This window comes from Sinomonas atrocyanea (assembly GCF_001577305.1).
Classification (GTDB): domain Bacteria; phylum Actinomycetota; class Actinomycetes; order Actinomycetales; family Micrococcaceae; genus Sinomonas; species Sinomonas atrocyanea.
On the sequence record NZ_CP014518.1, the window covers coordinates 4,038,597 to 4,061,780 of the forward strand.

General features: G+C 70.5%; 22 protein-coding genes. 7 read left to right on the plus strand and 15 right to left on the minus strand.

From position 1 onward, the window contains the following. Positions 1 to 7: 7 nt before the first annotated feature. The 6 genes from SA2016_RS18535 to SA2016_RS18560 form a co-directional block, all read right to left on the minus strand. Positions 8 to 1,921 (minus strand): ABC transporter ATP-binding protein, encoded by a 1,914-nt coding sequence (locus SA2016_RS18535; RefSeq protein ID WP_066501040.1) that lies wholly within the window; start codon positions 1,919 to 1,921, stop codon positions 8 to 10. A gap of 74 nt (positions 1,922 to 1,995) precedes the next feature. Beyond that, positions 1,996 to 2,688 (minus strand): PadR family transcriptional regulator, encoded by a 693-nt coding sequence (locus SA2016_RS18540; protein ID WP_066501042.1) that lies wholly within the window; start codon positions 2,686 to 2,688, stop codon positions 1,996 to 1,998. A 98-nt stretch (positions 2,689 to 2,786) separates the two neighbouring features. Next, positions 2,787 to 3,266: a carboxymuconolactone decarboxylase family protein gene (locus SA2016_RS18545; RefSeq protein WP_066501045.1), complete on the minus strand. Its 480-nt coding sequence runs from the start codon at positions 3,264 to 3,266 to the stop codon at positions 2,787 to 2,789. A gap of 139 nt (positions 3,267 to 3,405) precedes the next feature. After that, complete coding sequence (locus SA2016_RS18550) at positions 3,406 to 4,596, minus strand: 4-hydroxybenzoate 3-monooxygenase (RefSeq protein WP_066501048.1); 1,191 nt, start codon at positions 4,594 to 4,596, stop codon at positions 3,406 to 3,408. Between the two features lie 167 nt (positions 4,597 to 4,763). Next, entirely contained in the window at positions 4,764 to 5,513 is a 750-nt protein-coding gene (locus SA2016_RS18555; RefSeq protein ID WP_066501052.1) for an IclR family transcriptional regulator, read from the minus strand. A 143-nt stretch (positions 5,514 to 5,656) separates the two neighbouring features. Further along, positions 5,657 to 6,736 (minus strand): tellurite resistance/C4-dicarboxylate transporter family protein, encoded by a 1,080-nt coding sequence (locus SA2016_RS18560; protein WP_066501055.1) that lies wholly within the window; start codon positions 6,734 to 6,736, stop codon positions 5,657 to 5,659. 89 nt (positions 6,737 to 6,825) lie between these two features. Here SA2016_RS18560 and SA2016_RS18565 point away from each other — a divergent pair, with 89 nt between their 5' ends. The 3 genes from SA2016_RS18565 to SA2016_RS18575 all read left to right on the plus strand — a co-directional run bounded on the left by SA2016_RS18565 (position 6,826) and on the right by SA2016_RS18575 (position 9,220). After that, positions 6,826 to 7,446, plus strand: coding sequence for a HutD/Ves family protein (locus tag SA2016_RS18565; protein WP_066501057.1), 621 nt, complete (start codon positions 6,826 to 6,828; stop codon positions 7,444 to 7,446). Positions 7,447 to 7,631: 185 nt separating this feature from the next. Beyond that, positions 7,632 to 8,342, plus strand: coding sequence for an HD domain-containing protein (locus SA2016_RS18570; protein ID WP_066501058.1), 711 nt, complete (start codon positions 7,632 to 7,634; stop codon positions 8,340 to 8,342). A gap of 86 nt (positions 8,343 to 8,428) precedes the next feature. Next, on the plus strand, positions 8,429 to 9,220 hold the full coding sequence (locus SA2016_RS18575; RefSeq protein ID WP_066501060.1) for an IclR family transcriptional regulator: 792 nt from the start codon (positions 8,429 to 8,431) through the stop codon (positions 9,218 to 9,220). 76 nt (positions 9,221 to 9,296) lie between these two features. Here the strand turns inward: SA2016_RS18575 and SA2016_RS18580 are convergent, their stop codons facing one another. Then, complete coding sequence (locus SA2016_RS18580; RefSeq protein WP_066501062.1) at positions 9,297 to 10,835, minus strand: hypothetical protein; 1,539 nt, start codon at positions 10,833 to 10,835, stop codon at positions 9,297 to 9,299. A 241-nt stretch (positions 10,836 to 11,076) separates the two neighbouring features. Between SA2016_RS18580 and SA2016_RS18585 the strand changes: the two genes are divergently transcribed. Both SA2016_RS18585 and SA2016_RS18590 read left to right on the plus strand, forming a co-directional pair. Beyond that, on the plus strand, positions 11,077 to 11,628 hold the full coding sequence (locus SA2016_RS18585; protein ID WP_066501064.1) for a flavodoxin domain-containing protein: 552 nt from the start codon (positions 11,077 to 11,079) through the stop codon (positions 11,626 to 11,628). A 38-nt stretch (positions 11,629 to 11,666) separates the two neighbouring features. After that, positions 11,667 to 12,902, plus strand: a complete 1,236-nt coding sequence (locus tag SA2016_RS18590; RefSeq protein ID WP_066501066.1) for an MFS transporter — start codon at positions 11,667 to 11,669, stop codon at positions 12,900 to 12,902. 255 nt (positions 12,903 to 13,157) lie between these two features. Here the strand turns inward: SA2016_RS18590 and SA2016_RS18595 are convergent, their stop codons facing one another. Continuing rightward, positions 13,158 to 13,868, minus strand: coding sequence for a hypothetical protein (locus SA2016_RS18595; protein ID WP_066501069.1), 711 nt, complete (start codon positions 13,866 to 13,868; stop codon positions 13,158 to 13,160). 434 nt (positions 13,869 to 14,302) lie between these two features. Here SA2016_RS18595 and SA2016_RS18600 point away from each other — a divergent pair, with 434 nt between their 5' ends. Then, positions 14,303 to 14,551: a hypothetical protein gene (locus SA2016_RS18600; RefSeq protein ID WP_066501072.1), complete on the plus strand. Its 249-nt coding sequence runs from the start codon at positions 14,303 to 14,305 to the stop codon at positions 14,549 to 14,551. Positions 14,552 to 14,624: 73 nt separating this feature from the next. Here SA2016_RS18600 and SA2016_RS18605 read toward each other — a convergent pair whose 3' ends face one another. The 5 genes from SA2016_RS18605 to SA2016_RS18625 form a co-directional block, all read right to left on the minus strand. Next, positions 14,625 to 15,932: an MFS transporter gene (locus tag SA2016_RS18605; RefSeq protein WP_066501074.1), complete on the minus strand. Its 1,308-nt coding sequence runs from the start codon at positions 15,930 to 15,932 to the stop codon at positions 14,625 to 14,627. Continuing rightward, positions 15,925 to 17,382: an FGGY-family carbohydrate kinase gene (locus SA2016_RS18610; protein ID WP_066501076.1), complete on the minus strand. Its 1,458-nt coding sequence runs from the start codon at positions 17,380 to 17,382 to the stop codon at positions 15,925 to 15,927. Before SA2016_RS18610 ends, SA2016_RS18605 begins: the two co-directional genes overlap by 8 nt. Before the next feature lie 28 nt (positions 17,383 to 17,410). Next, the gene (locus tag SA2016_RS18615) at positions 17,411 to 18,199 is read right to left on the minus strand and encodes an SDR family NAD(P)-dependent oxidoreductase (RefSeq protein WP_066501078.1); all 789 of its coding nucleotides are present in this window, start codon (positions 18,197 to 18,199) and stop codon (positions 17,411 to 17,413) included. 97 nt (positions 18,200 to 18,296) lie between these two features. After that, positions 18,297 to 19,739 carry an FAD-binding oxidoreductase gene (locus SA2016_RS18620; RefSeq protein WP_066501081.1) on the minus strand — a complete coding sequence of 481 codons (1,443 nt, stop codon included), beginning with the start codon at positions 19,737 to 19,739 and terminating at the stop codon, positions 18,297 to 18,299. Between the two features lie 237 nt (positions 19,740 to 19,976). Next, positions 19,977 to 20,576 carry a glycerol-3-phosphate responsive antiterminator gene (locus SA2016_RS18625; RefSeq protein ID WP_066501083.1) on the minus strand — a complete coding sequence of 200 codons (600 nt, stop codon included), beginning with the start codon at positions 20,574 to 20,576 and terminating at the stop codon, positions 19,977 to 19,979. Between the two features lie 160 nt (positions 20,577 to 20,736). Between SA2016_RS18625 and SA2016_RS18630 the strand changes: the two genes are divergently transcribed. Next, the gene (locus tag SA2016_RS18630) at positions 20,737 to 21,078 is read left to right on the plus strand and encodes a YciI family protein (protein WP_066501085.1); all 342 of its coding nucleotides are present in this window, start codon (positions 20,737 to 20,739) and stop codon (positions 21,076 to 21,078) included. Here SA2016_RS18630 and SA2016_RS18635 read toward each other — a convergent pair. Next, positions 21,075 to 22,355 (minus strand): MFS transporter, encoded by a 1,281-nt coding sequence (locus SA2016_RS18635; RefSeq protein ID WP_066501091.1) that lies wholly within the window; start codon positions 22,353 to 22,355, stop codon positions 21,075 to 21,077. The genes SA2016_RS18630 and SA2016_RS18635 overlap by 4 nt on opposite strands. Before the next feature lie 2 nt (positions 22,356 to 22,357). Next, complete coding sequence (locus SA2016_RS18640; protein WP_066501094.1) at positions 22,358 to 23,119, minus strand: SDR family oxidoreductase; 762 nt, start codon at positions 23,117 to 23,119, stop codon at positions 22,358 to 22,360. Positions 23,120 to 23,184: the final 65 nt, after the last annotated feature.

Here is a 23,184-nt window from a genome sequence, read left to right on the forward strand (position 1 = left end):
GCGGGTCTCAGGGCTGTCGGGCCGGGGACGGCGCCGAGGCCTGCTCACGGTAGAGCCGGGCGTAGGCGCCGTCCGCGGCGAGCAGCTCCGAGTGGGTGCCGTGCTCGACGATGCGCCCGCGGTCGACCACGTAGATGACGTCGGCGCCCACGACGGTGGAGAGCCGGTGAGCGATCGCGATCGTGGTCCGGCCGTGCGAGGCGGCGTCGAGGGCCTGCTGGACCACGCGCTCGGAGATGGTGTCGAGGGCGCTCGTGGCCTCGTCGAGGATGAGGACCTCGGGGTCCTTCAGCAGCACGCGCGCGATCGCGATCCGCTGCTTCTCCCCGCCCGAGAGCCGGTAGCCGCGCTCCCCCACCACCGTGTCGTACCCGTCGGGGAACGAGGCGATCGTCTCGTGGATGTTGGCCGCCCGGCACGCTGCCTCGAGCTCCCCGAGCGTCGCATCGGCCTTGGCGTAGCGCAGGTTCTCGGCGATCGAGGCGTGGAACAGGTACGTCTCCTGGCTCACGACGCCGATATGGCTCACCAGGGATTCCCGCTGCAGGTCGCGCACGTCGTGGCCCGCGAACAGGACGGCGCCGGAGCTCGCCTCGTAGAAGCGCGGGATGAGGTAGGAGACGGTGGTCTTGCCCGCACCGCTCGGGCCGACGAACGCGGCGTACTGGCCGGGCTCGATCGTGAACGAGACCTCGTCCAGAGTGGCCCGGTCCTCGCCGCGGGCGTCGGGATAGCGGAACGTGACGTCCCTGAACGCCACCTCGCCGAAGCGGGGCGCCCCATCCGGCAGGGGTGCGGCGTGGGGTGCGTCGGCGATGGCGGGCCTGAGGTCGAGGTACTCGAAGATGCGGGCGAACAGGGCGCCGGAGGTCTGCAGGTCGAGGGCCACGCGCATGAGCGCGATGAGCGGGAAGAGGAGGCGCGCCTGGACGTTGGTGAAGGCCACGACGGTTCCGGCGGTGATCGCCTCGGTGCCGAGCGGCCCCGCTCCCCCCGTCAGCAGCAGCCCGGCCACGAGGTAGACGATCGCAGGGATCGAGGACATGAAGATCGTCACGAGCGCGAAGAAGTACTGCCCGCTCATGGCCTGGCGGATCTGCAGCCGCACGAGGTTGCTGTTCTCGGCGGAGTACCGGCCGATCTCGTCCGGCTGGCGGTTGAAGCTCTTGGACAGCAGGATCCCCGAGACGCTCAGGGACTCCTGGGTTATCGCCGTCATGTCGGAGAGGGACTCCTGCGTCTTCGTGGCGATCCGGGCGCGGACCTGCCCGACCCGGCGCTGCGCGACCACGAGGAACGGCATGAGCACCACGGCGATGAGCGTGAGCTGCCAGTTGAGCGCGACCATCGCCACGAAGGCCGCGATCACGGTCACGACGTTGCCGACGACCCCGCTCACGGTGTTCGCGAGCACGGTGGCGACCCCGCCGACGTCGTTCTGCAGGCGCGACTGGATCACGCCGGTCTTGGTGCGGGTGAAGAAGCTGAGCTCCATGGACTGCAGGTGTGTGAAGAGGCGCACCCGCAGGGAGCCCATCACGGCGTTGCCGACCGTCGAGGTGAGGTACGTCTGCCAGACCCCGAGCAGGGCCGAGAGCACGTAGGCGCCCACCATGAGGGCCACGAGTTCCCCGAGAACGGAGAGCACCGGGTGGCCGCCGGCGGGGAACAGGCCCTGGTCGAAGATCCGCTGGGTCAGCAGCGGCGGCGCGACGGAGAGCGCCGCGGAGGCCAGGACGAGCACCACCGTGAGCACGAGCGAAACGCGGTGCGGGCGGAACAGCTCCGCGATGCGTCCGAAGAGGTGCGGGATCTTCGGCGCCTCGGCGTTGAGCTTGCGCTGGAGCGCCGCGTCCGCGGCCGAGACGCGGCCGCGGACCACGGGGCCGCCGCCCCGCCAGGGTGGTGGCATCTGTGACATGCTCCTACTTTCCGCCCGGTTCCCGCGTAGCCCAAGCGATCCGTGTTCGCCCCGAGAGGATCGGGCCGTCCTGGCTAGTCCTCGGCAAGGATCAGGTAGAGGGCCTTGCGGGCCTCGTCGATCTTCGCGGCAGCCTGCGCGCGCTGCTCGTCCGTGGCGGCCGAGCGGAACTGGTGCAGCACACCCATGAACTTGCCCACGCTCTCCATGAACGCCTCGGTGGCCTCGCTTCTTCCGGGCGCGGCCTCCCAGGCCTTGGTGAGCTCCTCGGCGTGGTCCGCGACGTAGGCGCGGCCGGCCTCGGTCAGGGCGTACTCGGTGCGCTTGCCCTCGCCCACCTGCTCGACGAGCTCCTCGTCGACGAGCTGCTGCAGCGTGGGGTAGACGGACCCGGGGCTGGGCTTCCAGATCCCGTTGGTCTTGGCTCCCGCGGCCTGGATGATCCCGTAGCCCGTGAGCGGCTGCTCGGACAGGAGCGAGAGGATCATCGCCCGGACGTCGCCGCGGCTCGCCCTGCGGCCGCCGCGCGGTCCGAAGCCCGGCGGGAAACCGTGGCCGCCCGGTCCGTGGTGGCCCGGGCCGAAGCCGTGGCCGCCGAACCCGTGGCCGAAGCCGATGCCGCCCGGGCCCGGGCCGCCGGGCGTGAAGTCCCCGGGGCCTCCGGGGCCGAAGCCTCCTGGTCCGAATCCGCCCGGGCCGAAGCCCCGGCGCGGACCGCGAGGGCCGTCGTGGTGGTGCAGCGCGTCGTGATGGTGATGGGAACGCATGGTGGTTCTCCTCTCGTGATCGATACTCAACGATATATCGTTGAAGGTCGGAGAACAAGAGGTGGGACCACGAACGGCCGATCGCCGGGGAGGAAGGGCTAGGGCTGGACCTTGTGCCGGCTCACGATCGAGACCCGGTTGAACGCGTTCATCGTCACCGCGGCCCAGGCCAGCGCCGAGAAACGGGCATCGCCGAGCTCGGCCCGCGCCTTGGCCAGGGTGTTCAGCCGCTCCTCGTCGTCGGGGAGGAGCGTGACGGCCTCGGCAACGTCGAGCGCGGCCCGCTCGAGCACCGTGAACAGCCCGGCCTCGCGCCATGCCGGGAGCACGTGCAGCTTCCGCTCGGGCACGCCCGCCTCGACCGCGAGGCGGCCGTGGAGGTCAAGGCAGTACGCGCAGCCGTTGATCTGCGAGATCCGCACCGAGGCGAGTTCGACGACGGCGCGCGGCAGGCCGGCGTCGTCCGTCGCCTTGCGCACGGCGAGGGTGAGGGCGTTGAGGGCCTTCCACGACGTGGGATCTGACTTGTCGAGGTAGAAGGAGGGCTCGTCGGTGAGGTCCGGGGCAGGGTTGGTCATGGACCCATCTTCGCCCGCGGCCCCTCGCCGGGGCTGCAGCGTCCGGCCGCAACGCGCAGGAGGTGACCCCCAGATTCTGAGGGTCACCTCCTGAAAGTCAGCTCCTGGGAGCCACCTCCCGCGGGTGGGCGGCGCGCGGCTACTTGCCCTGCCACCCCGTGTAGCACTCGGCGATGTAGGCGCGCCCATGCTCGGACTCGAGCAGCGAGCGGAGCTCGCCGAGCTGGCGCGCCCGGAAGAAGTCGTGGTTCTCCTCGCTCGGGACGGTGTGCAGGAGCGTGGTCATCCAGTACGAGAAGTACTGGGCCTTCCAGACGCGGTCGAGCGCGCGGTCCGAATAGGTGTCGATGAGCGCGGTCGAGCCGGACTTGAAGTACGAGTCGAGGGACTCGAAGAGGAGCTTGACGTCGTGCAGCGCGAGGTTGAGGCCCTTGGCGCCGGTGGGCGGGACGGTGTGGGCGGCGTCGCCGGCGAGGAACAGGTTTCCGTGCCGCATGGGGGCCTGCACGAAGGAGCGGAACGGCAGCACGACCTTGTCGGTGATCGGGCCCTCCTTGAGCTCGAACCCGTTGCCGTTGACCCGCAGTCGCAGCTGCTCCCAGACCTGCTCGTCGGTCCAGTCGGCGGGGTTCGTCGTGGGGTCGCACTGGAAGTACATGCGCTGGACGGTGTCGGTGCGCTGGGAGATGAGCGCGAAGCCGTGGGCCGAGTTGGCGTAGATGAGCTCGGGGGAGCTGCGCGGGGCCTCGGTGAGGATGCCGAACCACGCGAACGGGTACGCGTTGAAGTAGGTCTTGCGGCTGGCTTCGGGGATCTGGTGGCGGCAGTAGGAGCGCGAGCCGTCGGCGCCCACGAGGATCTGGGCGCGCAGCTCGAAGTCGGCGCCGTCCGCGTCCGTGAAGTAGACCTTGGGGGTGCCGAGGAGGTCGTAGACGTCCGTGTTGGAGCACGAGTAGCGCACGTCGCCGCCGTCGGCCTCGCGACGGGCAGCAAGGTCGTCGAACACGTCGTTCTGCGGGTACAGCCACACGGACTGGCCCACGAGGCCCTTGAAGTCGATGCGGTGGCCCACGCCGTTGACGCGGAACTCGGTGCCCTCGTGCTCGTGGCCGTTGCGGAGCACGTTGTCCACGCCGGAGTTGACGAGCAGGTCCACGGACCCGGCCTCAAGGATGCCCGCGCGGATGGTGGCGGAGATCTCCTCGCGGCTGCGGATCTCCACGACCGTGCTCTCGATCCCGGCCTGGTGCAGGAGGTGGGAGAGCATGAGGCCGGCGGGCCCTGCGCCCATGATGGCCACCTGGGTGGTGATGACGGTGCGATCGCCCATGATCGTTCCTTTCGGGGTCGTGGAGCACTGGGCCGGCGGGATCCGCTGCGGCGTGCGTTTCCCTTGAGTGTGACGCCGCTCGCTCGCGCCGCGAACTCCGATTCCGTTGATCGGAACGGCGAGTCGAAAACGAGAGTCGACGTCTCGGCGTCGTGCGCCCGGCGGCCCTACTCGCCCGGCGTGCCGAGCTGCCGCCCGATCCCCCGCGCCGCCGTCTTGAGGGGCGGCACCAGCTGCTGCATCCGCACCTCGGCGAGGGGCACGACGACGCCGATCGCCGCCACCGCGCGCCGCTGGCGGTCGTAGATGGGGACGGCAATGCCCCACGTGTCGGGATCGACCACGCCGGCGAGCTCGGCGTACCCGTGCGTCGCGGCAGCGGCGAGGAGCTGGCGCACGTGCTCGGTGGTCGCCTTGCCGGCCGGATCGCGGAAGCGCGCGAGGTAGGCGGCCTGGACGTGCGGCGGCTGGGCGGACATGAGCGCCACACCTGCCGAGGAGACGTGCACGGGCATGCGCCCGGCCACCTTGGCCCGGTTCGCCACGGAGCCGCGGCGCGAGAGGCGCTCGACGAACAGGACGTCGTCCCCCTGGAGCACCGCGAGGTTCACATTCTGGTTGAGGACCTGATGGATGTCGTCCATGAACGGCAGCGCGGCCTGGCGCAGCACGAGCGTGGGCGAGTTGCGGTTCACGAGCTCCCAGAGCCGCAGCCCGAGCTGGACCTTGCCGCCGGGCGCCTGCTCGAGGAGGCGGTGGCCGGCCAGCTGGTTGACGAGGCGGTGCGCGCTCGTGAGCGGCAGGCCCGCGCGGGCTGCCAGCTCGCCAAGAGGAAGGGAGCTGACGCCCTCGGGGAACGCCTCGAGGATGCGCACCACGCGGTCCACCACCGAGTCCCCCGATGCCGAGTTGGCCATGGCTCCGCTCTCTCACTCCTGACCGATTCCGTTCAATGGTCCCACGGATTCTGAAGGTCAGCTCCTGAAGGGCAGCTTCTGGAGAGCACCTTCTGGGAGTCACATGAGGTGACACTCAGAAGCTGACCCAAAGGAGGTGACACTCAGACGGGGCGGGGCGTCCGAGGCCGGGCGAGGGTGGACCACAGGTGCCAGAGCATCCCGACGAACGCCGCCGTGAACGCGGCCACGGCGACCCACAGCTCTGCCCGGCCGATGAACTCGACGATGGGCAGCCGGTCCGCCCGGCCAAGGTAGATGCCGGCCACGGCATACATGCCGAGCGGGAAGATCACGCTCCACAGGCCCGGCTCGTACGCGAGGGGGACGCGGTGCACGAGGTGCCGCCACCATCCGGCGGCGAGGAGCACCGGGAAGAGCCAGGAGGCGAAGGCCCAGAACACCACGGACGCCCCCGCCACGAGGCCGCGCGTGGCGTCGACCATCGGCGCACCCGCCATCTCGGCGATCCGCGCCCCGGCCAGAACGCTGATCGCCATGGCACCCATCGCCACGAAGTAGTTCGGCCGCAGGTCCTCCGGCCGGATCGGGTACGTCATGAGCCGGAGCGACACGAAGATGCCCACAGCGGCATACAGGATGAGCCCTACCGACCAGGCCACCACGGCGATGAGGGCGAGCGCGGGGCGCCAGTCATCCCCGGCCGCCTGCTCGACCGACGCCGAGGCCACCGCCACCGACTGGCTCGCCACGCACCAGATGAACCAGGACCCGTTCGCGTGCCGGACAACCGGGCGTTCCTCCCGACCCAGCACCGCTGTCCACGGCACCACATAGCCGAGCACCGCCCACGCGGCCGCGGCCACGGCGAGGAGCGCAGCCGTCGCGCCCAGCCAGCCGGTCATGCCGAGCCGGACACCGAGCACGTTCGTCCCGGCAATGAAGGTGAAGAACCCGAACGCCCGCCCGGGGTCCATGAAGTCCCGCGACATGTCGGCACGGAACCTCGCCAGCCGTGCCAAGCTCAGGACCAGGATCACCGCGTAGGAGGCCCCGCAGAGCGCGAGCAGCAGGGCCGAGAGCCAGTGGATCTCCTCGAGCTCGAGCCCCACGGAGATGATCCCGGAGGCCATCGTGAGCGCGAAGTACCCGGGAGTGAGGGTGCGCACCGCCTCGCCCACGCGCGGGCCGAGGGCCTTCGGGAAGCTCGGGGCGGCACTCATGGCACCCAGCTTAGGCCGCGGCCGGGCCCCACACCCGCGGCCCGGCACGGGCGCCCCCGTAGCCTAGGAGCACCGACGGAAGGACGCCCATGCCCCCGCACATCATCCGCTTCGCCGATCTCGCGCCCACCCGCTGGCGCAACGGCGGCGGCACCACGGTCGAGATCGCCCGCGGCGGCGTCCCAGCAGGCGACCGCCAGGACTCCCCCGAGGACTGGGACTGGCGGCTCAGCATCGCGGAGGTGGAGCGCGCCGGCCAGTTCTCGGCCTTCGAGGGGATGGACCGGGTCCTCACGGTGATCGAGGGCGAGCTGCTCGTGCTCACGGTGGACGGGCGCGAGCACGGTCTCGAGCGCTACCGCCCGCTGAGGTTCGACGGCGCTGCCCCCGCCAACGCAGCCCTCCCCACGGGCCCCATCCGCGACCTCAACCTCATCACCCGCCGCGGCGCCTGCTCGGGCTACGTGACCATCCTCGAGCTGTCGAAGAAGCGCGCCCTGCCGCTCGGCCCCGGCCAGCTCGGCGTCCTCCTGCAGGGCGATGCCGTGGCCGCGCTCCACGGGGACGCCGGCGGGGCAGCCGCGGACGACGGCGCCACTCCCCTCGCGCGCTACGACACCCTGGTCGGCGGCGAACCTGCTCCGACGGTGAGCGGCCGCGGCTTCCTGGCCGTGGTCTCCGTTGTGGAGGCCGAGGAGCGGGGTGCATAGCCCCGGGCATTTCGACACAACTCGTGGCCAGATCCGCCGCGATCCGCCGCAGGAGCCGCCGAGTTGTGTCGATATGCCCGGCGCCTGCCCCTCATAGCGTCCTGGAACCACGCGCCACAGCACCCCTTCCACCCAGCGGAAGCCCCCCGTGGCGCGGCCCACGGCCCCCGGGATCCACTGGTCCCATGGGTCCCAAACGCACCGCCACCGCCAACCATGTGGGGCGCGACGTGAGCGCGTCCATCCCCGCCGAAGCGGACGGCGTGTTCGGGCTGGACACCGGGCTCGGGGACCGGCTCGGCCTCGAACTGGCACAGATCTGGCCGCGCGCGGTGGTCCACCTGGGGGTGCGCAGCAACGACGCGCACACGCTCTACGCGGTGGCGATCGCCCGGTCGCTGCTCGCGGCCTACCCCGAGGCCGATGCCGGCGTGGTGCTGCCGGCGATCATGCTGCACGACACCGGCTGGTCCGCGGTGCCCCCGGGCGAGGTGCTCGAGGCCATCGCCCCCGGCGGCGGCCGGCCGGACCTCGTGCTGCTGCACGAGAAGGAGGGCGCCCGGCTCGCCGAGGGGATCCTCGCCGCAGCGGGCGTCCCGGACGAGCGGGCGGCCCGGATCGTGGAGATCATCGATGGGCATGACTCGCGCCGCGAGGCCCTTTCGATCGAGGACGCGATCGTCAAGGATGCGGACAAGACCTGGCGGCTCACCCCGCACGGCCTGGACACGGTGATGGACTGGTTCGGGCTGGACCGCGGGCAGGCGCTGCGCCTGTGTGCCTCGCGGGTAACCGGGCACCTGTTCACCGACGCCGCGCGGTCGCTCGCCCGCGGCCTCGCGGCGGTCGAATCGGCCAACCTCTGGCCCGAGCGGGCAGCGCTAGAGTTGCCGTAGCCGCGCCGGCGCTGGATTCCGGCGGGGCAGGGCCGCCCCGAGGGGCGAGCGGAGAGCTAGGCGGGCAGGCGGGCGAGGAGGCGCGGATGGCTGGCGGCAGCAGCGAGCCCGGCCGCACCGTGACGTCCAAGGCGCTCGCGATCCTCTTCGCGTTCGAGTCCGGGCGCCGGTCGCTGAGCCTGTCCGAACTGGCCGAGGCCGCGCACCTCCCCCTGAGCACCACCCACCGGCTGGTGGGCGAGCTCGTCGACTCGGGCGCCCTGGCCCGCGACCCGCAGGGACGCATCCAGCTCGGGATCCGCCTCTGGGAGCTGGGACAGAATGCCGGCCGCGCCCTGCGCGACACCGCCCGCCCCTACCTGCAGGACCTGTTCTCCCTCACCGGCGAGACGTCCCACCTGGCCATCCGGGAGGGCTACGAGGTCCTCTACATCGACCGGATCTACGGCACCAAGCGGGTGCCGCGTGCCTCCCGGGTGGGCGGCCGCCTCCCGATGCATGCCACGGCGGTGGGCAAGGTGATCCTCGCGTTCGAGGAGGACTGGGTCCGCGACGCCTACTTCAACCGGCAGCTCGAACAGCCCACGGCGTTCACGCACGTCAATCCGGCGCGGCTCGCCGAGGAACTCGTGCAGATCCGCGAGCAGGGATACGCCACCACGGCCGAGGAGGTGCGCCTGGGCTCCGCCTCCCTCGCGGTCCCGGTGTTCCACACGGGCCGGATCGGCGCGGGCCTGGGGATCGTGGTCCTGTCCTCGCAGGCACCCGGAATGCTGCGCCACCTGCCCACGCTGCGGGGCATCGCGGCCCAGATCGAGCGGGCCACGGCGCACATCCCCCTCGAGACGCTCCGCGCGAGCGCCAAGATCGAGAGGTGACGGACGACGGCGGGCCGCCGCCCGCCGTCGTCGGCCGCCGGAGAGCCGGCGCGCGGCTGCAGGCTCCGGCGGCGCGTCAGAGTCCGTCGACGATGGCGGCGGTCGCCTCGAGGTAGGCCTCCTGCGTCTCCGGGGCGAGGTTCTCGAAGATGATGTCGGCGCCGTCGTCCAGGGCCTCGTCATGCGGGGCGACCACGATCTTGCGCACGTAGTGGCCGAAGTGCTCGCGGATGCGGGCCAGCCGCTCCTCGTTCGCGACGGCCCGGGCCTTGCGGTTCTTGGAAGGGATGGCGGGCTGGGTGACCAGGAGGATGCCGCGGCTGAGCTTGTCCGCGAAGCCCATGTCCACGAGGGTGTCCACGGTTGCGGCGAGGGTCTTGGACGAGTCCTCCTTGTTCATCGCCACGAGCACGATCTCGTCTGCGATCTCCACCGCGGCCTGCCAGGTCCCGGCGGTGGAGGCGTTGCCGGTGTCCACGAGCGCGAGGTGGTAGAACTGCCGCAGCACCGTGTGGAGCTGCACGAACGCGCTCCCGTCGATCACTTCCTTGTCCCCGGCCTGGTTCTGGGAGGCGAGGACGTGGAACTTGTTCTCGCCCTGGGCGCGTACGTAGTTGACGAGCTCGTGGGCGTTGGAGGGCTGGGCGAACCGGTCGATGTTCGCGAGGAGGTCCGCGGCCGTGTGGTCGTGGCTGGCCGGCATGGCCCGGTCGCCGAGCGTGCCCTTGTTCTCGTTGTTGTCCCAGGCGAGCACATTGCCGCCCCGGACGCGGCCGAGGGTTGCGGCCGTGAGGTAGCAGCTCGTGGTCTTCGAGGCACCGCCCTTGAGGTTCACGAACACCACGCACTTGTGGCCGGCCAGGCCCCGCTGCACCGAGGCGCGCCACTCGCGGCGGGTCATCTCGCGGTCCCCCGGCGCGAGCCGCAGGGCGCCGCCGGAAAGCGTATTCATCGCGCCCTGCCAGCCCTCGCGCGCCGGGCTCTGCGGCACGGCCGGCCGGGAGGCGGCGAAGTCGGCGGCCGTGGGACGGCGGCGGCGCTCGCGCAGGGGCACCTCGGCCCGGGCGTCGTCGCGGGCCCCGTCTCGGGTCGGCGCGGGCTCGGGTGCAGGAGCGGGCACGGACTGCGGCACCGCCGGCTCGAAGGAGGCCGGCTCGAACGACGCCGGCTCAGACGCGGCAGGCTCGAAGGCAGCCGGCTCGAAGGACGCAGCCTCAAAGGCCGCCGGCCGGGCGGGCGCGTGCGAGGGGAAGGCGGGCGCGACGGACGCGGGATCGATCTGGACCGAGGCGTGACCGGGGGCGTGGGCGGGCGCCGGCGGGAACCCGGAGGCGTCGAACCCGGTCGCCTCGAACCCGGACGGGCCAGCGGAACCCTGCGGGGCGTCGACGGCGAATTCGCCGTTGCCGTGGACGAGCAGGCGCTGCTCGCCGGCCGGTTCGGAGATCTTCAGATGCACGGGCGCGTCGATCTCGGCGGCGGTGGCCACGGCGGTCGCGTGGACCGATTCGCGGGCCGTCTCGAGATCGGGATAGGCGGCGCGCCACGTTCTGCCGTCGGAGCCGGTGATCTGGGCCTCGCCCGTGATGGACAGCACTGCGTCGATCTGAGTCATCGGTCCCTCTCTCTTCCCCCGCGGTGGGCACCCCTGCCCCGGACCGGGGCCACGCGGCTGCGGGACGGGGCGGCCACCCCCCACACAGACCGCCAAGGCAGCTTACGGCATCAGTGAAGTCAGTGATAGTTCAGTGCCCATCCGGCCGTCCCCGCCGATTCGGGTCTTTGTGCCGTGTCGCCTCCGGCCGACTCAGAACAGAATCGCTCTACAGCCCTGAGGACTCCTGGAGGGGGCGACCGTGAAGCGCGTTATCCTCGCCTATGGAGCGGCCGGCGGACACATCGCGAAGATCAGCGACGTGATCTCGGAGGTCCTCCGCTCCCACGATATCGACGTCACGTTCCTGGACGTGAACGCGGACCGGGAGGCCGACCCGGCCGAGTACGACGGCGCGGTCGTGGGCGCCTCCATCCATCTGGGCCGGCACGAGAAGCACATGGTGGAGTTCATCCGGACCTACGTGGACGCGCTCAACCGCATGCCCTCGGCGTTCTTCTCGGCGAGCCTGGAGGTCGAGGCCGACCCGGACGAGGCCAAGGGCCTCGTGGAGCAGTTCGAGCGGGAGACCGGCTGGCGGCCGGACCGGGTCGCCCTGTTCGGCGGCGCGCTCGTTCACGCGCACTACGGGTTCGCCCGTCGGCACCTCATGAAGAGGCAGGACGAGGGGCAGAAGCCGGGGCTCGGAACGGACGTGAGCCGCGACTACGTGTACACGGAGTGGGACGCCGTCCGCCGGTTCGCTGAGGACTTCGCCGCGGACGTCAACGCGAGCGGGACGCATCGGGCCTGATCCTTGGCACCCTCTCCCCCGCGTGCAAGCCTCGGACCGTGACCCCCGTGAGGCGCCCGCGCTGGCTGACCCGCAACGTCGCCACGCTCTCCGGCGTGAGCTTCCTGCAGGACGCCGCGAGCGAGCTGCTCTACCCGATCCTGCCGATCTTCCTCACCACCGTCCTCGGCGCCCCGGCCGCCGTGGTGGGCGCGGTCGAGGGCGCGGCGGAGGGAGCGGCGTCGCTGACCAAGATCGCGGCCGGCCGCCTCGCGGACCGCTCCTCGAAGCGGCGCCTCATCGGCCTCGGCTACGGGCTCGCGGCCGTGGGGAAGCTGATCATCGCCCTCGCCGGCTCGTGGCCCGTGGTCCTGCTGGCGCGCTGCGTGGACCGGCTCGGCAAGGGGGTCCGGGGCGCGCCCCGCGACGCGCTCCTGATGGACGGGGTGGGCGAGGGCAGCCGCGGGAGGATCTTCGGCTTCCACCGCATGGCGGACACCCTCGGCGCCGTGGTCGGCCCTGCCCTCGGCCTCGTCCTCTACGAGCTCTTCCACCGGCAGATCCCGCCGCTGCTGTGGGTCGCCGTGGTCCCCGCCGTCCTCTCGGTGCTGCTCGTCGCCGCGGTGCGGGAACAGCGCAGGGCCCCCGCCGCCGTCGTGCGCCAGATGGTGCCGCGACGCACGACGCCGGCCGCGCACCCGGGTGCCCCGGCCCGCCTCCCGGCGCGGCTGCGGCTGCTCATCGGGGGGCTTGCGGTGTTCTCGCTCGTGAACTTCCCTGACGCGCTCCTGCTGCTGCGGGCGCACGATCTGGGCCTGACGACCGAGGGCGTGATCGGCGCGTACATCCTCTACAACGTCGCGTACGCGGGGCTGTCGTACCCGGCGGGGGCGCTCTCCGACCGGGTCCCCCGCCACCTCGTGTTCGCCGCGGGGCTGGCGTGCTTCGCGGCGGGCTACCTGGGGCTCGGGCTCATCACCGATCCGGGATGGGTGTTCCCGGTGCTGATCGTGTACGGCGGGTTCGCGGCGGCGACCGACGGCGTGGGCAAGGCGTGGGTCTCGAGCCTCGCCCCGGCGCAGGTGCAAGGCCGGGCGCAGGGCCTGTTCCAGGGGCTCACCGGCGGCGGAGTCCTCGTCGCCGGGATCTGGGCAGGCCTCGCGTGGGGCGACGCCGGCCGCGTGCCGCTGCTGGTGAGCGGGGCCGCGGGGCTGGTGCTCGCCGTCGGCCTCGTCGTGGCGGGCCGGCGGCTGGGCGCGGCCACCCCGCTGGGCGCTGCTCCCCCTGCTCCGTGAGAAGCGGGGGCGGTGCCGAGCAGCAGCCCCGGACCTCGGAGGCCGCGAAGGCCCCCGCGGCCCGAGGCGCGCTGCGCGTCCTCTACATGGGATCGGGCCAGTTGCCGATGCCGCTGGCGGGGTTGATCGAGGCGGGGGTGCCGAGGATCGCTCGGCGGCTGTGGATGTTCATGGTGCATCTCCTGGGTTGACATGGGCGCGCGAAGGCGCGGGGACGATATCTGTCGCCCGTGAAGAGGGCAGACTCGTCCCCTGTCAGCCGGGAGTTGAGCCGGGATCGAACGTGCGGGAGGCAGGCGCGGGGGAACGGGGGGCCCTGCCGCGCCCGAGGACCAGCAGAGCCGGGATGAGCACAGACCCGGCGAGGGCCAGCGGAACCGGCGAGGGGCCGCCCAGCCGGCTGGCGGTCCCGGAGGTCCCAGAGGTCGGCGCGGGGGCCAGCGGCACAGTCTGCCGGCCGCCCTGAGCCGTGGAATCAGTGCTCGCGGATCCTGCGCGGGCCCCGAACGGGGCCCACTCCACGCCATGCACCGGGTCCCAGGGCGCTGCGCTGCCCGAGGCGCGGCTGGCCCGGGCGGCTGCGGGAGCTGGGGTTGCCAGGCGCGCAGGGGCCGCTGCGGAAGCGGAGGCTTCGGGGACGGCGCCGGAGGTCCGCGTCCCGGCCGGCGCCGGAGCCCCGCGCGGGGACACGATGCCCGTCGGCGCTGGGAGCCGGCCCGGGATCGACGCGGGGTCGGCCACAGCGGACGCCACGCCGTCGCCGACGGAGCGCACCACAAGTGCGACCTGTGAGGCGGCGCTGTCCGCGACCGGCATGAGCGGCCTGAGCGGGCCCGCGAGCAGGGGCGCCGCCGAGGACGGTGCCGCCTCGACAGCCGAGGCGAGGGACGACGTCGTGGTCCGCACCGTGGAGGCCACGGCCAGCTGGGCGGTCTGGACCGCGGGCTGCCCGGCCAGCGCTGTCACGGCTGGAACGGGCGCGGGCGGCGCGGGCAACGAACCGCTCGATGCCGAGGCTGCGGAGGCTGCGGCGCCCGAGAGGAGAAGCCATCCGAGGCCGAAGCCGGCGGCGAGACCAGCCCGACGAGCGAGGGCTAGGGCGAGCGCACGAGATCGTGACCCAGGCGTTGACCGCACTTCCCCCTCCTCCCAGACAAGGGTTCGCTTGCCACGCAGTGCGCCCATGCTAGGCCGGACGGACCGGCACCGCCAGACTCGGATCGGCGTCGTGGGCGGCCAGACCCGGCAGCGGGGACGTGGCGTTGCCCTGGCGGTTGCCACTGGCTTCCGGCCAGTGGAAGCGGTGCCCACCTCCGGCTTTTCCTGTCTGCGGCAGCGCCCCTACACTCGACCCCGCACCCCTGTGGTCGTTAAGCAGAAGCGTCACGAGGAGGACCGTCATGGTCGACGTCACCGGCATGCTCCACGCCCTTCGGCCCGAGGAGCTTGAAACGCTCCGATCCCGCGGTCCCGCCCAGATTCTGGACGAGGCGCTGCTGGAGGCCATCGATACCGCGGCGGGCGGTCCCGGGGAGGGACGCGGCTACTACGTGGTCCACGGGCACCTGTGGCCGGTGGAGAACCGGGAGTACCACCTCCGGTCTGACGTTGCCGAGGAGCTCTTCGGGCCGGAGACCGGGTCGCCGTGATGGCGTCACGGTCGGCGCACGGGAGGGCGGGGGCCGCTGCGGCCCCCGCCCTTCCGTCCCTGAACCTGCGGGACTAGCCTGCCGCGGGAAGCGCCGCGCCCACGCTGGCGGCCTCTGCGGTCCTCCGCTTCTTCATGAGCACCGCGAAGTAGGCCGCCGCACCGGCCCCGATGACGCCGATCGCGGCCGTGACGATGAAGAACAGGCTGTTGGCGCCCGCGACGTCCTTGCCGAACGCCGCGTAGATGGCGCCGCTGATCTGCGGGATGACGATGTCGGGGAGGTAGCCGACGAAGGAGATGATCCCGATCGCGATGCCGGTGGCCGCGGCGGGCACGCGGCAGTCGTCGAGCAGGGACCAGTAGACGCCGCGGATGGCGTAGAGGAACAGGCCCACGGCCACCACGAGCACGTCTGCCACCGCGGTGGAGCCGCTGGGGAGGAGGCTCAGGCCGATCAGTCCCGCTGCCGCGGCGGTCATGGCGACGGCGAGGACGCGGGACTTGCCGAGCCTGTCGGCGAGGTAGCCGCCGCCGAATCCACCGATCGGGCGCATCCAGAGCATGATCACGGTGACGACGCCGGCGTTGACGGGCGAGACCGCGAGGTTCACGTTGAGGAATCCGGAGAAGTAGTAGTGGGCCCAGAAGAGGGTGTAGCCGCAGAAGAGGACGATGCTCATGACCCAGACTTCACGGATCTTGAGGATGCGGCGCACGGCGGCGAACGTGGACTCGACGGGCTCGTCCCGGGTGGCCTTCGCGGTCGTCTCCCCGTCCGAGAGGACGAAGAAGATGAGCACGGCGATGGCGATGAGGACCGCGCAGTACATGTAGACCACGGCCTGGAAGCCGGCCTTGGAGGACGCGAAGTCGGGGGTGCCGCTCCCGGCGAAGACGGCGAAGAGTCCCACGGCGCAGCTGGCGAGGATCGCCTCGACCAGGCCTCGTCCGCCGTCGAGCGCCCCGAAGTACTTGCCCTCTTCGCTCTTGTCGGCCAGGAGGCTCACGGTCTTGAGGATGGCGCTCCAGAAGGTGAAGACGGTCGCGAAGCCCCACGCGAGGTAGACGTACAGCAGGGTGGACTTGTCCGGGACCTGGGCGTAGAAGAGCCCGGTGATGGCGGTGACGGCCAGCGAGAACACGATCAGGTACCGCACCGGGATCCGGTCGGCCAGCCAGCCGCTGGGGATGTAGCCGATCACAAAGATGATCCCCAGCATCGAGTAGAGGTCGGCGAGCTCCGAGTTGCTCAGGTGGAAGACCGTCAGGATCGTGGCTTCGAAGTTCTGGCGCAGGTAGACCAGGGGGTAGATCGAGCCGGCGGCGAGGGTGAGCAGTGCAAGCTGAAAAATCTTCTTCGATCTGCCGAGCTTAGGCATGGGAGATGGCTCCTTTGTCATCTGTGAGGATCTGGTGGATTCGTTCGAGGATGGGGTCCGTCTGGCGGGGTATCTCCCCCGCGACGGCGCAGAGTTCGCCGTAGAGCCTGGCGTTGCCGGGCGTGGGCTCGAAGCGGTCGTGGCGGTGCACCATGTGCTCGCGGGCCTCGTCGAAGCCGGCGTAGATTCCGCAGGCCACGGCGGTGCAGATCGCGGCCCCGAGGCCGGCAGCGTTGCGGACGGAGTTCCTGACCACGGGGACGTTGAACACATCGGCGAAGATCTGTGCCGCGAGGTCGCTGTTCGAGCCGCCTCCGGAGAGGACCAGCGCCTCGAGGTCGAGGCCCCGCTCCGCGGCCATGGCGTCCATGTTCCGCTTCATGGTGAAGGCGATGCCCTCCAGCACTGCCCGGTACATGTGCGCATAGCCGTGGCGCTCGTCGAAGCCGATGAACATTCCCTTCTTGAAGGGCTTGTTCGGTGGCGCGAGCCAGTCGAGGACGCACAGCAGCCCGTCGCTCCCTGCGGGGACGGCTGAGGCCGCGAGGTTGAGGTGCTCCTCGCTGCTGAGGCCGGCCGCTGCTGCGGCGAGGGCGATCTCGGTTCCGAGCAGGTCACGGAGCCAGGAGACGGTCCACATGCCCCGTCTGATGCCGGCGCACTCGTAGAGGTACCGGTACGGCTCGGAGGCGAAGTTGGAGAAGTAGCTCTGAGGATCGGGGGCGAACTCCTTTCCCATGACCATGCCCGCGATGTAGGTGCCGAGCGAGACCAGCCCGGTGGCGCCGTCGCGGAGCCCCGAGCCGAGCGCCTCGGTGGCCTTGTCGTTGGCGGTGTGAACGACCGGCAGGCCCTCGGGGATGCCGGTCTGGCTGGAGAAGGCGGCGTTGACGTACCCGCCGATGTCCCCGGGCATCTGCAGGCGGTAGAGCATCTCCCGCGGCACGTTGAAGGAGTCGAACGTCTCCTGGTCGTCGAACCAGTCCCAGGTCCGCACGTCCATCGGCCAGGGCCCGATGTAGTTGGCGATCGTGTCCGTCAGCTCACCGGTGAGGCGCCCCATGAGGTACCCGGACGCGGTGGTGACGTAGGCGACCTCCTGGTTGGTGTGCTCGTAGGGCCTCGACAGGCGCTCGTCCATCCAACTCTGGACGGGCTCGGCGAGGGTGCCGTCGCTGCGGACCAGGGCCCTGCAGCAGCGGATGCTGCAGAGTCCGACGCCCACGATGTCGGCGGGGTTGCCGGGGAATGCCTCCATCACCCGGGAGGCCGCGGCCACCACAGACGTATAGAGGTCGTCGTCCGGGTGCTCGGCGATCCCGGCTCCGGGGGTGTGCATCGGCGCCAGGGGCTGGGTCGCCTCGCACACGACGTTCCCGTCGGTGTCGAAGATGGTGGCCTTCGAACTCTGCGATCCCCCGTCGAGTCCGATGATGTACTTGCTGGTCATGGTCGGTTCCCTCGTCTGCCGGGCGCGCTCAGCGCACCAGGTACCCGCCGTCGACGCTGAGGATGTGGCCGTTGACGTAGTCGGAGGCCCGGCTGGCCAGGAACACGGTGGCGCCCATGAGGTCCTGGGTCTGGCCCCAGCGGTTGGCCGGGATGTGGTCCAGGACCCGCTGGTTGGCCTCGGGGTTCGCCCGGGTGTCTGCGGTGAGCTCGGTGGCGTAGTAGCCGGGGGCGATCCCGTTCACCTGCACCCCGAACTGGGCCAGTTCGTCGCAGTAGGCCTTGGTGAAGCCGGCGATCCCATGCTTGGTGGCGGCGTAGGCGGGCGACCACTGGCCGCCGAGGAAGGTGAACACCGAGCAGATGTTGATGATCTTGCCGCTGCGCTGGCGGACCATGTGCTGGGCGCACTCGTGGGCCATCTCGAAGGCGGCCGTGAGGTTCAGCGCCACCATCGGATCCCACTGGGAGCGGGTGTACTTGAGGACGTCGGGCTCGTTGATGCTCCGGCCGGCGCAGTTCACGAGGATGTCGACGCTGCCGAACTCCTCGACGCACGCGTCGACGACCTTCTTGGGGTTCCCGGCGACGGTGATGTCGGACATGACGTAGGAGTACTTCGACCCGGTCTCCTCCACCATCGCCGCGGTGCGGCCGTCGTCCGGCATGATGCTGGCCGCGAGGACGTTGGCTCCCGCCTTCGCCAGCGCAAGGGTGAAGGCCTGGCCGAGGCCGGTGTTGCCGCCGGTCACGATGGCGTTCTTGTTCTTCAAGGAGAAGAAGTTCATCTGGAAGTCGACGATGCTCGACTCGGACATGCGTGCTCCTGCTGGGTTCCTGGTGGTTCATGGGGGCGGGGCTGAGGCGACGGCTCGGCCCCGTGGAGGTGTGCGGTGCCCTGCTCGGGCTCGGTCTTCAGAGCGGGAAGATGGTCCCCGGGTTCATGATGCGGTTCGGGTCGAAGGCGGACTTGAGCGTCTCGAGCATGTACAGCGAGGATCCGTACTCCTCGGCGAGGAAGTGCGTCCGGTGCTTGCCGACGCCGTGGTGGTGGCACATCGAGCCGCCACGCTTGAGGGTCTCCTCGACGATGATGTCCTGGATCGGATCGTGGTAGACCGTGCGCTCCTCGGTCGGGTCCACGTCGATCTTGTAGTAGTAGACGAAGTACATGTTGGTGCCGTTGAGATAGCTGTGGCTGGAGTGGCCGCCGAGGAGGGTGAACTGGGCCGGCACTTCGCGGCGGATCCGCTCGAGGGCACTGGTGTAGATGTCGTTGATGACGCTCCAGTTGCCGGAGATCTCGGTGGTGAACCCGTTGTTGAGGGTCTCCCGGATCTCGACCCTCTCCTCCTCGATCTTGGAGACGTCCCAGTTGAGGTGGTTGAACCAGTCCTCGATGAGCGAGTCGGCGACGCGGTCCACCCCGGAGTGCTGGGACACGATCTGCTCGATCGCCGCCCCTGTCGCGTCGGCGAGCGGCCGGGGGCCCTCGGCCATGAAGATGAGCACGCAGCGGCCGTCGGAGAAGTGCTTGAAGTGGTAGAGCCCGTCCTCCTGGTCGTAGAGCCGCGCGACGGAGGGCCGGTAGCCCTGGGTGACGACCTCCCGGAGGATCTCGAAGCCCGCCTTCATGTCGTCCAGCAGGTACCCGTAGAAGCGGTTGTTCTCCGGGTAGTAGCGGAAGATCTTCACGCTCACTTCGGTGATGAAGTTGAGGGCCCCCTCGTTGCCGAGGATCAGGTGGCGGATGTCCGGGCCGGCCGCGCGGCGGGGGACGTTCTTGATCCGGCAGATCTCGCCGTTGGCGAAGACGGTCTCGGCTCCCACGAGCATGTCCTCGATCCCGCCGTAGAGCGTGGAGAACTGTCCGATCGACCGGGTCGCGACCAGGCCGCCGAACTGGGCGATCGGCTTGGACTGGGGAGAGTGCCCGGTGGTGTAGCCGATCTTGCGGAGTTCGTCTTCGAGATCCTGGAGGCGGACGCCGCACTGGACGGTGGCCAGCATGTTCTCGGTATCGATCTCGATGATCTCGTTCATCAGTGACCCGTCGATGACGACCGAGTCCTCGACGATGGTCTCGAGGCCGCCCTCGGTGGCCGACCCGCCGGTCTTCGGCACCACGGCGATGCTGTACGCATTCGCCAGCTTGAGGACCGAGGAGACCTCCTCGGGGGTTCGGGGCTTCACGACCGCCGCCGGCAGCGGCAGCGAGTAGATGCCGAAGACGTTCTCCACCTTGTAGTAGCGGTCGACGCTGTTCTCGCGGAGGGTCTGCTCATCCGTGATGACGCGCTCGCTGCCGAGGATGTCGATATAGGCGCTGACAATCTCGTCGCGTGTGAGGTTAGCCAATTCCGATTCTTCCGTTCCATGAGTTGATGGGCTCAAGGACTCCAAAGGCGCTCGGAAACGTGCACGGAAAAGTGCACAAAAAAAGAGAACAGCGATCCCCTTGGAATTGGGGGTCGCTGTTCTCTGGTTTTCGAGCAACCGTTTCGGGACAGGTCCCGAAACTGTATGAAGTTCTGAGGTGTGACGACTCTAACACAGCCTTCCGGGGGCTGTGAAGGGGTCTCCGGAGGCCTCCGGCTACATGAGCCAGACGCCGCGGTTCGACGACGCCACGGCCACAGCCCCGGCGCCCAGCGCCCCGATGACGTCCTCCTTGTCGCACACCAGGCCGCCCGCGATGAGCGGAAGGTCCACATCCTCGCGGAGCCACGAGATGACGCGGGGCATGCATCCCGGCAGAATTTCAATCGCATCGGCGCCCGAGAGGCCCACCTGCTTGGGCACGTTGTTGTAGCTGAAGGAATCGACGAGGAAGAGCCGATGGATGGCCATCAGGCCCGCGGTCTTCGCGGCGCGCACAATGGCCGCCTTCGAGCTGAGAATTCCGTCCGCCTGCGTGCTCGCCTTGAGGAAATCGACGACCACCGGCTTGCTGGAGAAGCCGTCCAGGAGGTCGACGTCAACGAATACGGTCTTCCCCGCGGCCTTCAGGGTCCCCACGATTCCCCCGATTGAGATCACGGACCCGAAGAGGACGAAAACGACCGGGCACGGGGCCCCGAGGACCGCTCGGAGTCCGTCGTCGTCCTTGACGCTCGCGATGACCGGGTGGCGCGACAGGACGGCGTCGATCTCGGCTGATTCCTTGGGCGTGCGGCGTGGCGTAGTCAAGGACATGGCCTGCATCTCCTGCTGTGAAGCTCTCTTCCGTCGGACGGCAGCGCGGGTGCCGCCTTCGAGAAAGGTCGACTCATCCTACCGTCTCGCCCTTCTCCGCCGCGCCGGCTTCGGCGAGGATGAAGGCGACCCGCCCAGCCGCGACGAAGGAGCCGACGCCGTGACCAAGTACCTGATCTCGTTCCCGAGTGCCGCCATGGACGTGCCCGAGGGAGAGCTGCAGGCCGTCGCCGACGCGGCGCACGCCGTGGTGCAGGAGGCGAAGGACGCCGGGGTCTGGGTGTTCGGCGGCGGCATCGACGAGAGCATCCCGCCGGTCGTGGTCCACGGCGACGGCACGGTCCAGGAGGGCACCTACCCGCAGACGGCGCAGCTCGAGGGCGGCTACTCCGTCCTCGAGCTGCCCTCCTACGAGGCGGCCCTGGAGTGGGCGGCGAAGATCGCGGTCGCCTGTCGCTGCGCGCAGGAGGTGCGCGCCTTCCAGTACGACCCGGCGAGCTAGCGGGGGTCCAGTGCGTCCTCGACGTAGCGTCCGGGCTTGGCCATGACCAGCGCGCCGATGGCCATGGGCACGAACGTCACGGCGTAGACCCACAGCGGCGCGGTCCAGCTTCCGGTGGCCGCGAAGAGCCAGCCGCCGATGAGCGGGCCGAGGGTCCCCGCGAGGTAGCCAGTGCCCATGGCGAACCCTCCGACCCCGGCGGAGCCCGCCGTCGTGCGGGTGCGCAGGTTGAACATCGCGATGGCGAGCGGGAACGCTCCGCCGGAGATGCCTGCCACGAAGACCCACCCCCAGGCGGGGCCCGCATGGGTCAGGAGCCCGACGTAGCCCAGCGGACCGGTCGCGGCGAGGGCGACGGCGAGCGCTGCCGGCTTCTTCAGCCGGTTCGCGAGGATCGGGGTGATCACGGCCATCGGGAGCGTGAGGAAGGTGTAGATGGAGAACGCGGCGGCGGCATCACCCTTGGACAGGCCGGAGAACTGCACGAGCATCGTGGGCAGCCACGCGAGCATGGCGTAGGTGTTCAGCGAGGCCATCGCATAGAAGAGGGCCGTCCCCCGCGCCACGGGGCTCTTCACGAGGGCGCCGAAGCCGATCTTCTGAGCGGGCGCGCCAGGCGGGGCGACGACGACGGCCGGGGCCGCAGCGTCGTGCGCGCGGCGCCTCGACGCGCCGAGCTGGACCGTCCACGGGACCACCGCGATCAGCGAGAGCAGGCCCCAGGAGGCCAGGGAGCCCTGCCAGCCCACGGCATTGGCCAGGGGCAGCGCGGTCATCGCCGGAAGCGTCGCTCCGGCCTGCATGAGCAGCGAGAACAGCGTGATCATGGCGGCCGGGCGGTCGGGGAAGTACTTCTTGACCAGGGGCGCGCCGGTGACGTTGCCCAGGCCCATGCCGACGAGCGCCAGCACGGTCAGGATGAAGAACGGCACGGCACCCCCGCCGAACGGGCGCGCGAGAGCGCCGACGGCGGCCAGCGCGACGGCGGCCAGCGCCGTCGCCTCGGGCCCCCACCGGCGCACGAGCACCGGTGCGAGGAAGCCGCCGATCCCGAACGACAGGGTCGGGAGCATGCCCAGGAACGTGGCGCCGGCGGTGCTGATGGAGAGCGCGGCGCGGACGTCGCCCAGAAGGGGGGACATGCCGGTGACGGCGTACCGGAGGCCGATCCCCAGGAGGACGAGGCCGATGATGACGACGGTGCGCCCCTTCCACAGCCCCGGCCGCGCCTGCGTCGCTGCCGCAGGCCGGCCAGAGGAATGCGCGGTGGCGGTCATGGCTACTGGGCCGCCTTCGAGTCGCCGTCGATCGGGAACATCTGGCCCGAGATGGTACGGGCATGCGGCCCGGCGAGGAAGAGGATGAGCGCGGCGATGTCCTCCGGGGCGATGAACTTCTTCACCGACTGGTTCTCCATCGCCCTGTCGATCTCCTCCTGGACGGTGCGGCCCGAGACCTTGGCGCGGCCCTCGAAGACGCCCATGATGCGGGGGCCCTCGACGGCCCCGGGATGGACCGTGTTCGAGGTGATGCCGAACGGGCCGAGCTCCATGGCGAGGGTCTTGGCGAAGCCCACGAGGCCCCACTTCGTGGTCGAGTACGCCACCCGGTTCGGGTAGCCGAAGCGGCCGGCGAGCGAGGACATCGTGATGATCGAGGCGGCCTCCGACTCCTTCAGGAGCGGGATGGCGCGCTGGGTCACGTTGAACGTGCCCTGCAGGTTGACGCCGATCACGGCCGCGAACGTCTCGGCGGGGTACTCCTCCACCGGCGCCGTGGCCCCCGGGATGCCCGCGTTGTTGACGAGGACGTCCAGGCCGCCAAGCTGCTCGCGCACCTCGGCGAAGAGCGCGTCCACATCCTCAGGCTTGCTGACGTCTCCGACGCTCCCGGTGATCGCGGGGTTCTCGGCGACGATGGCCGCGACGGCCTCCGCATTGATGTCCGAAATATGCACCCGGGCGCCCTGGGCCACGAACGCCTTGGCGACGGCGAGCCCGATGCCGCCGCCCCCCGCCGTGATGAGTACGCGCTGAGACATGATCCGCTCCTTTGTTCTGTGAGGGTCCTCCGGGATCCCAGTGAGGAGAACAGACCCAGCCTGCC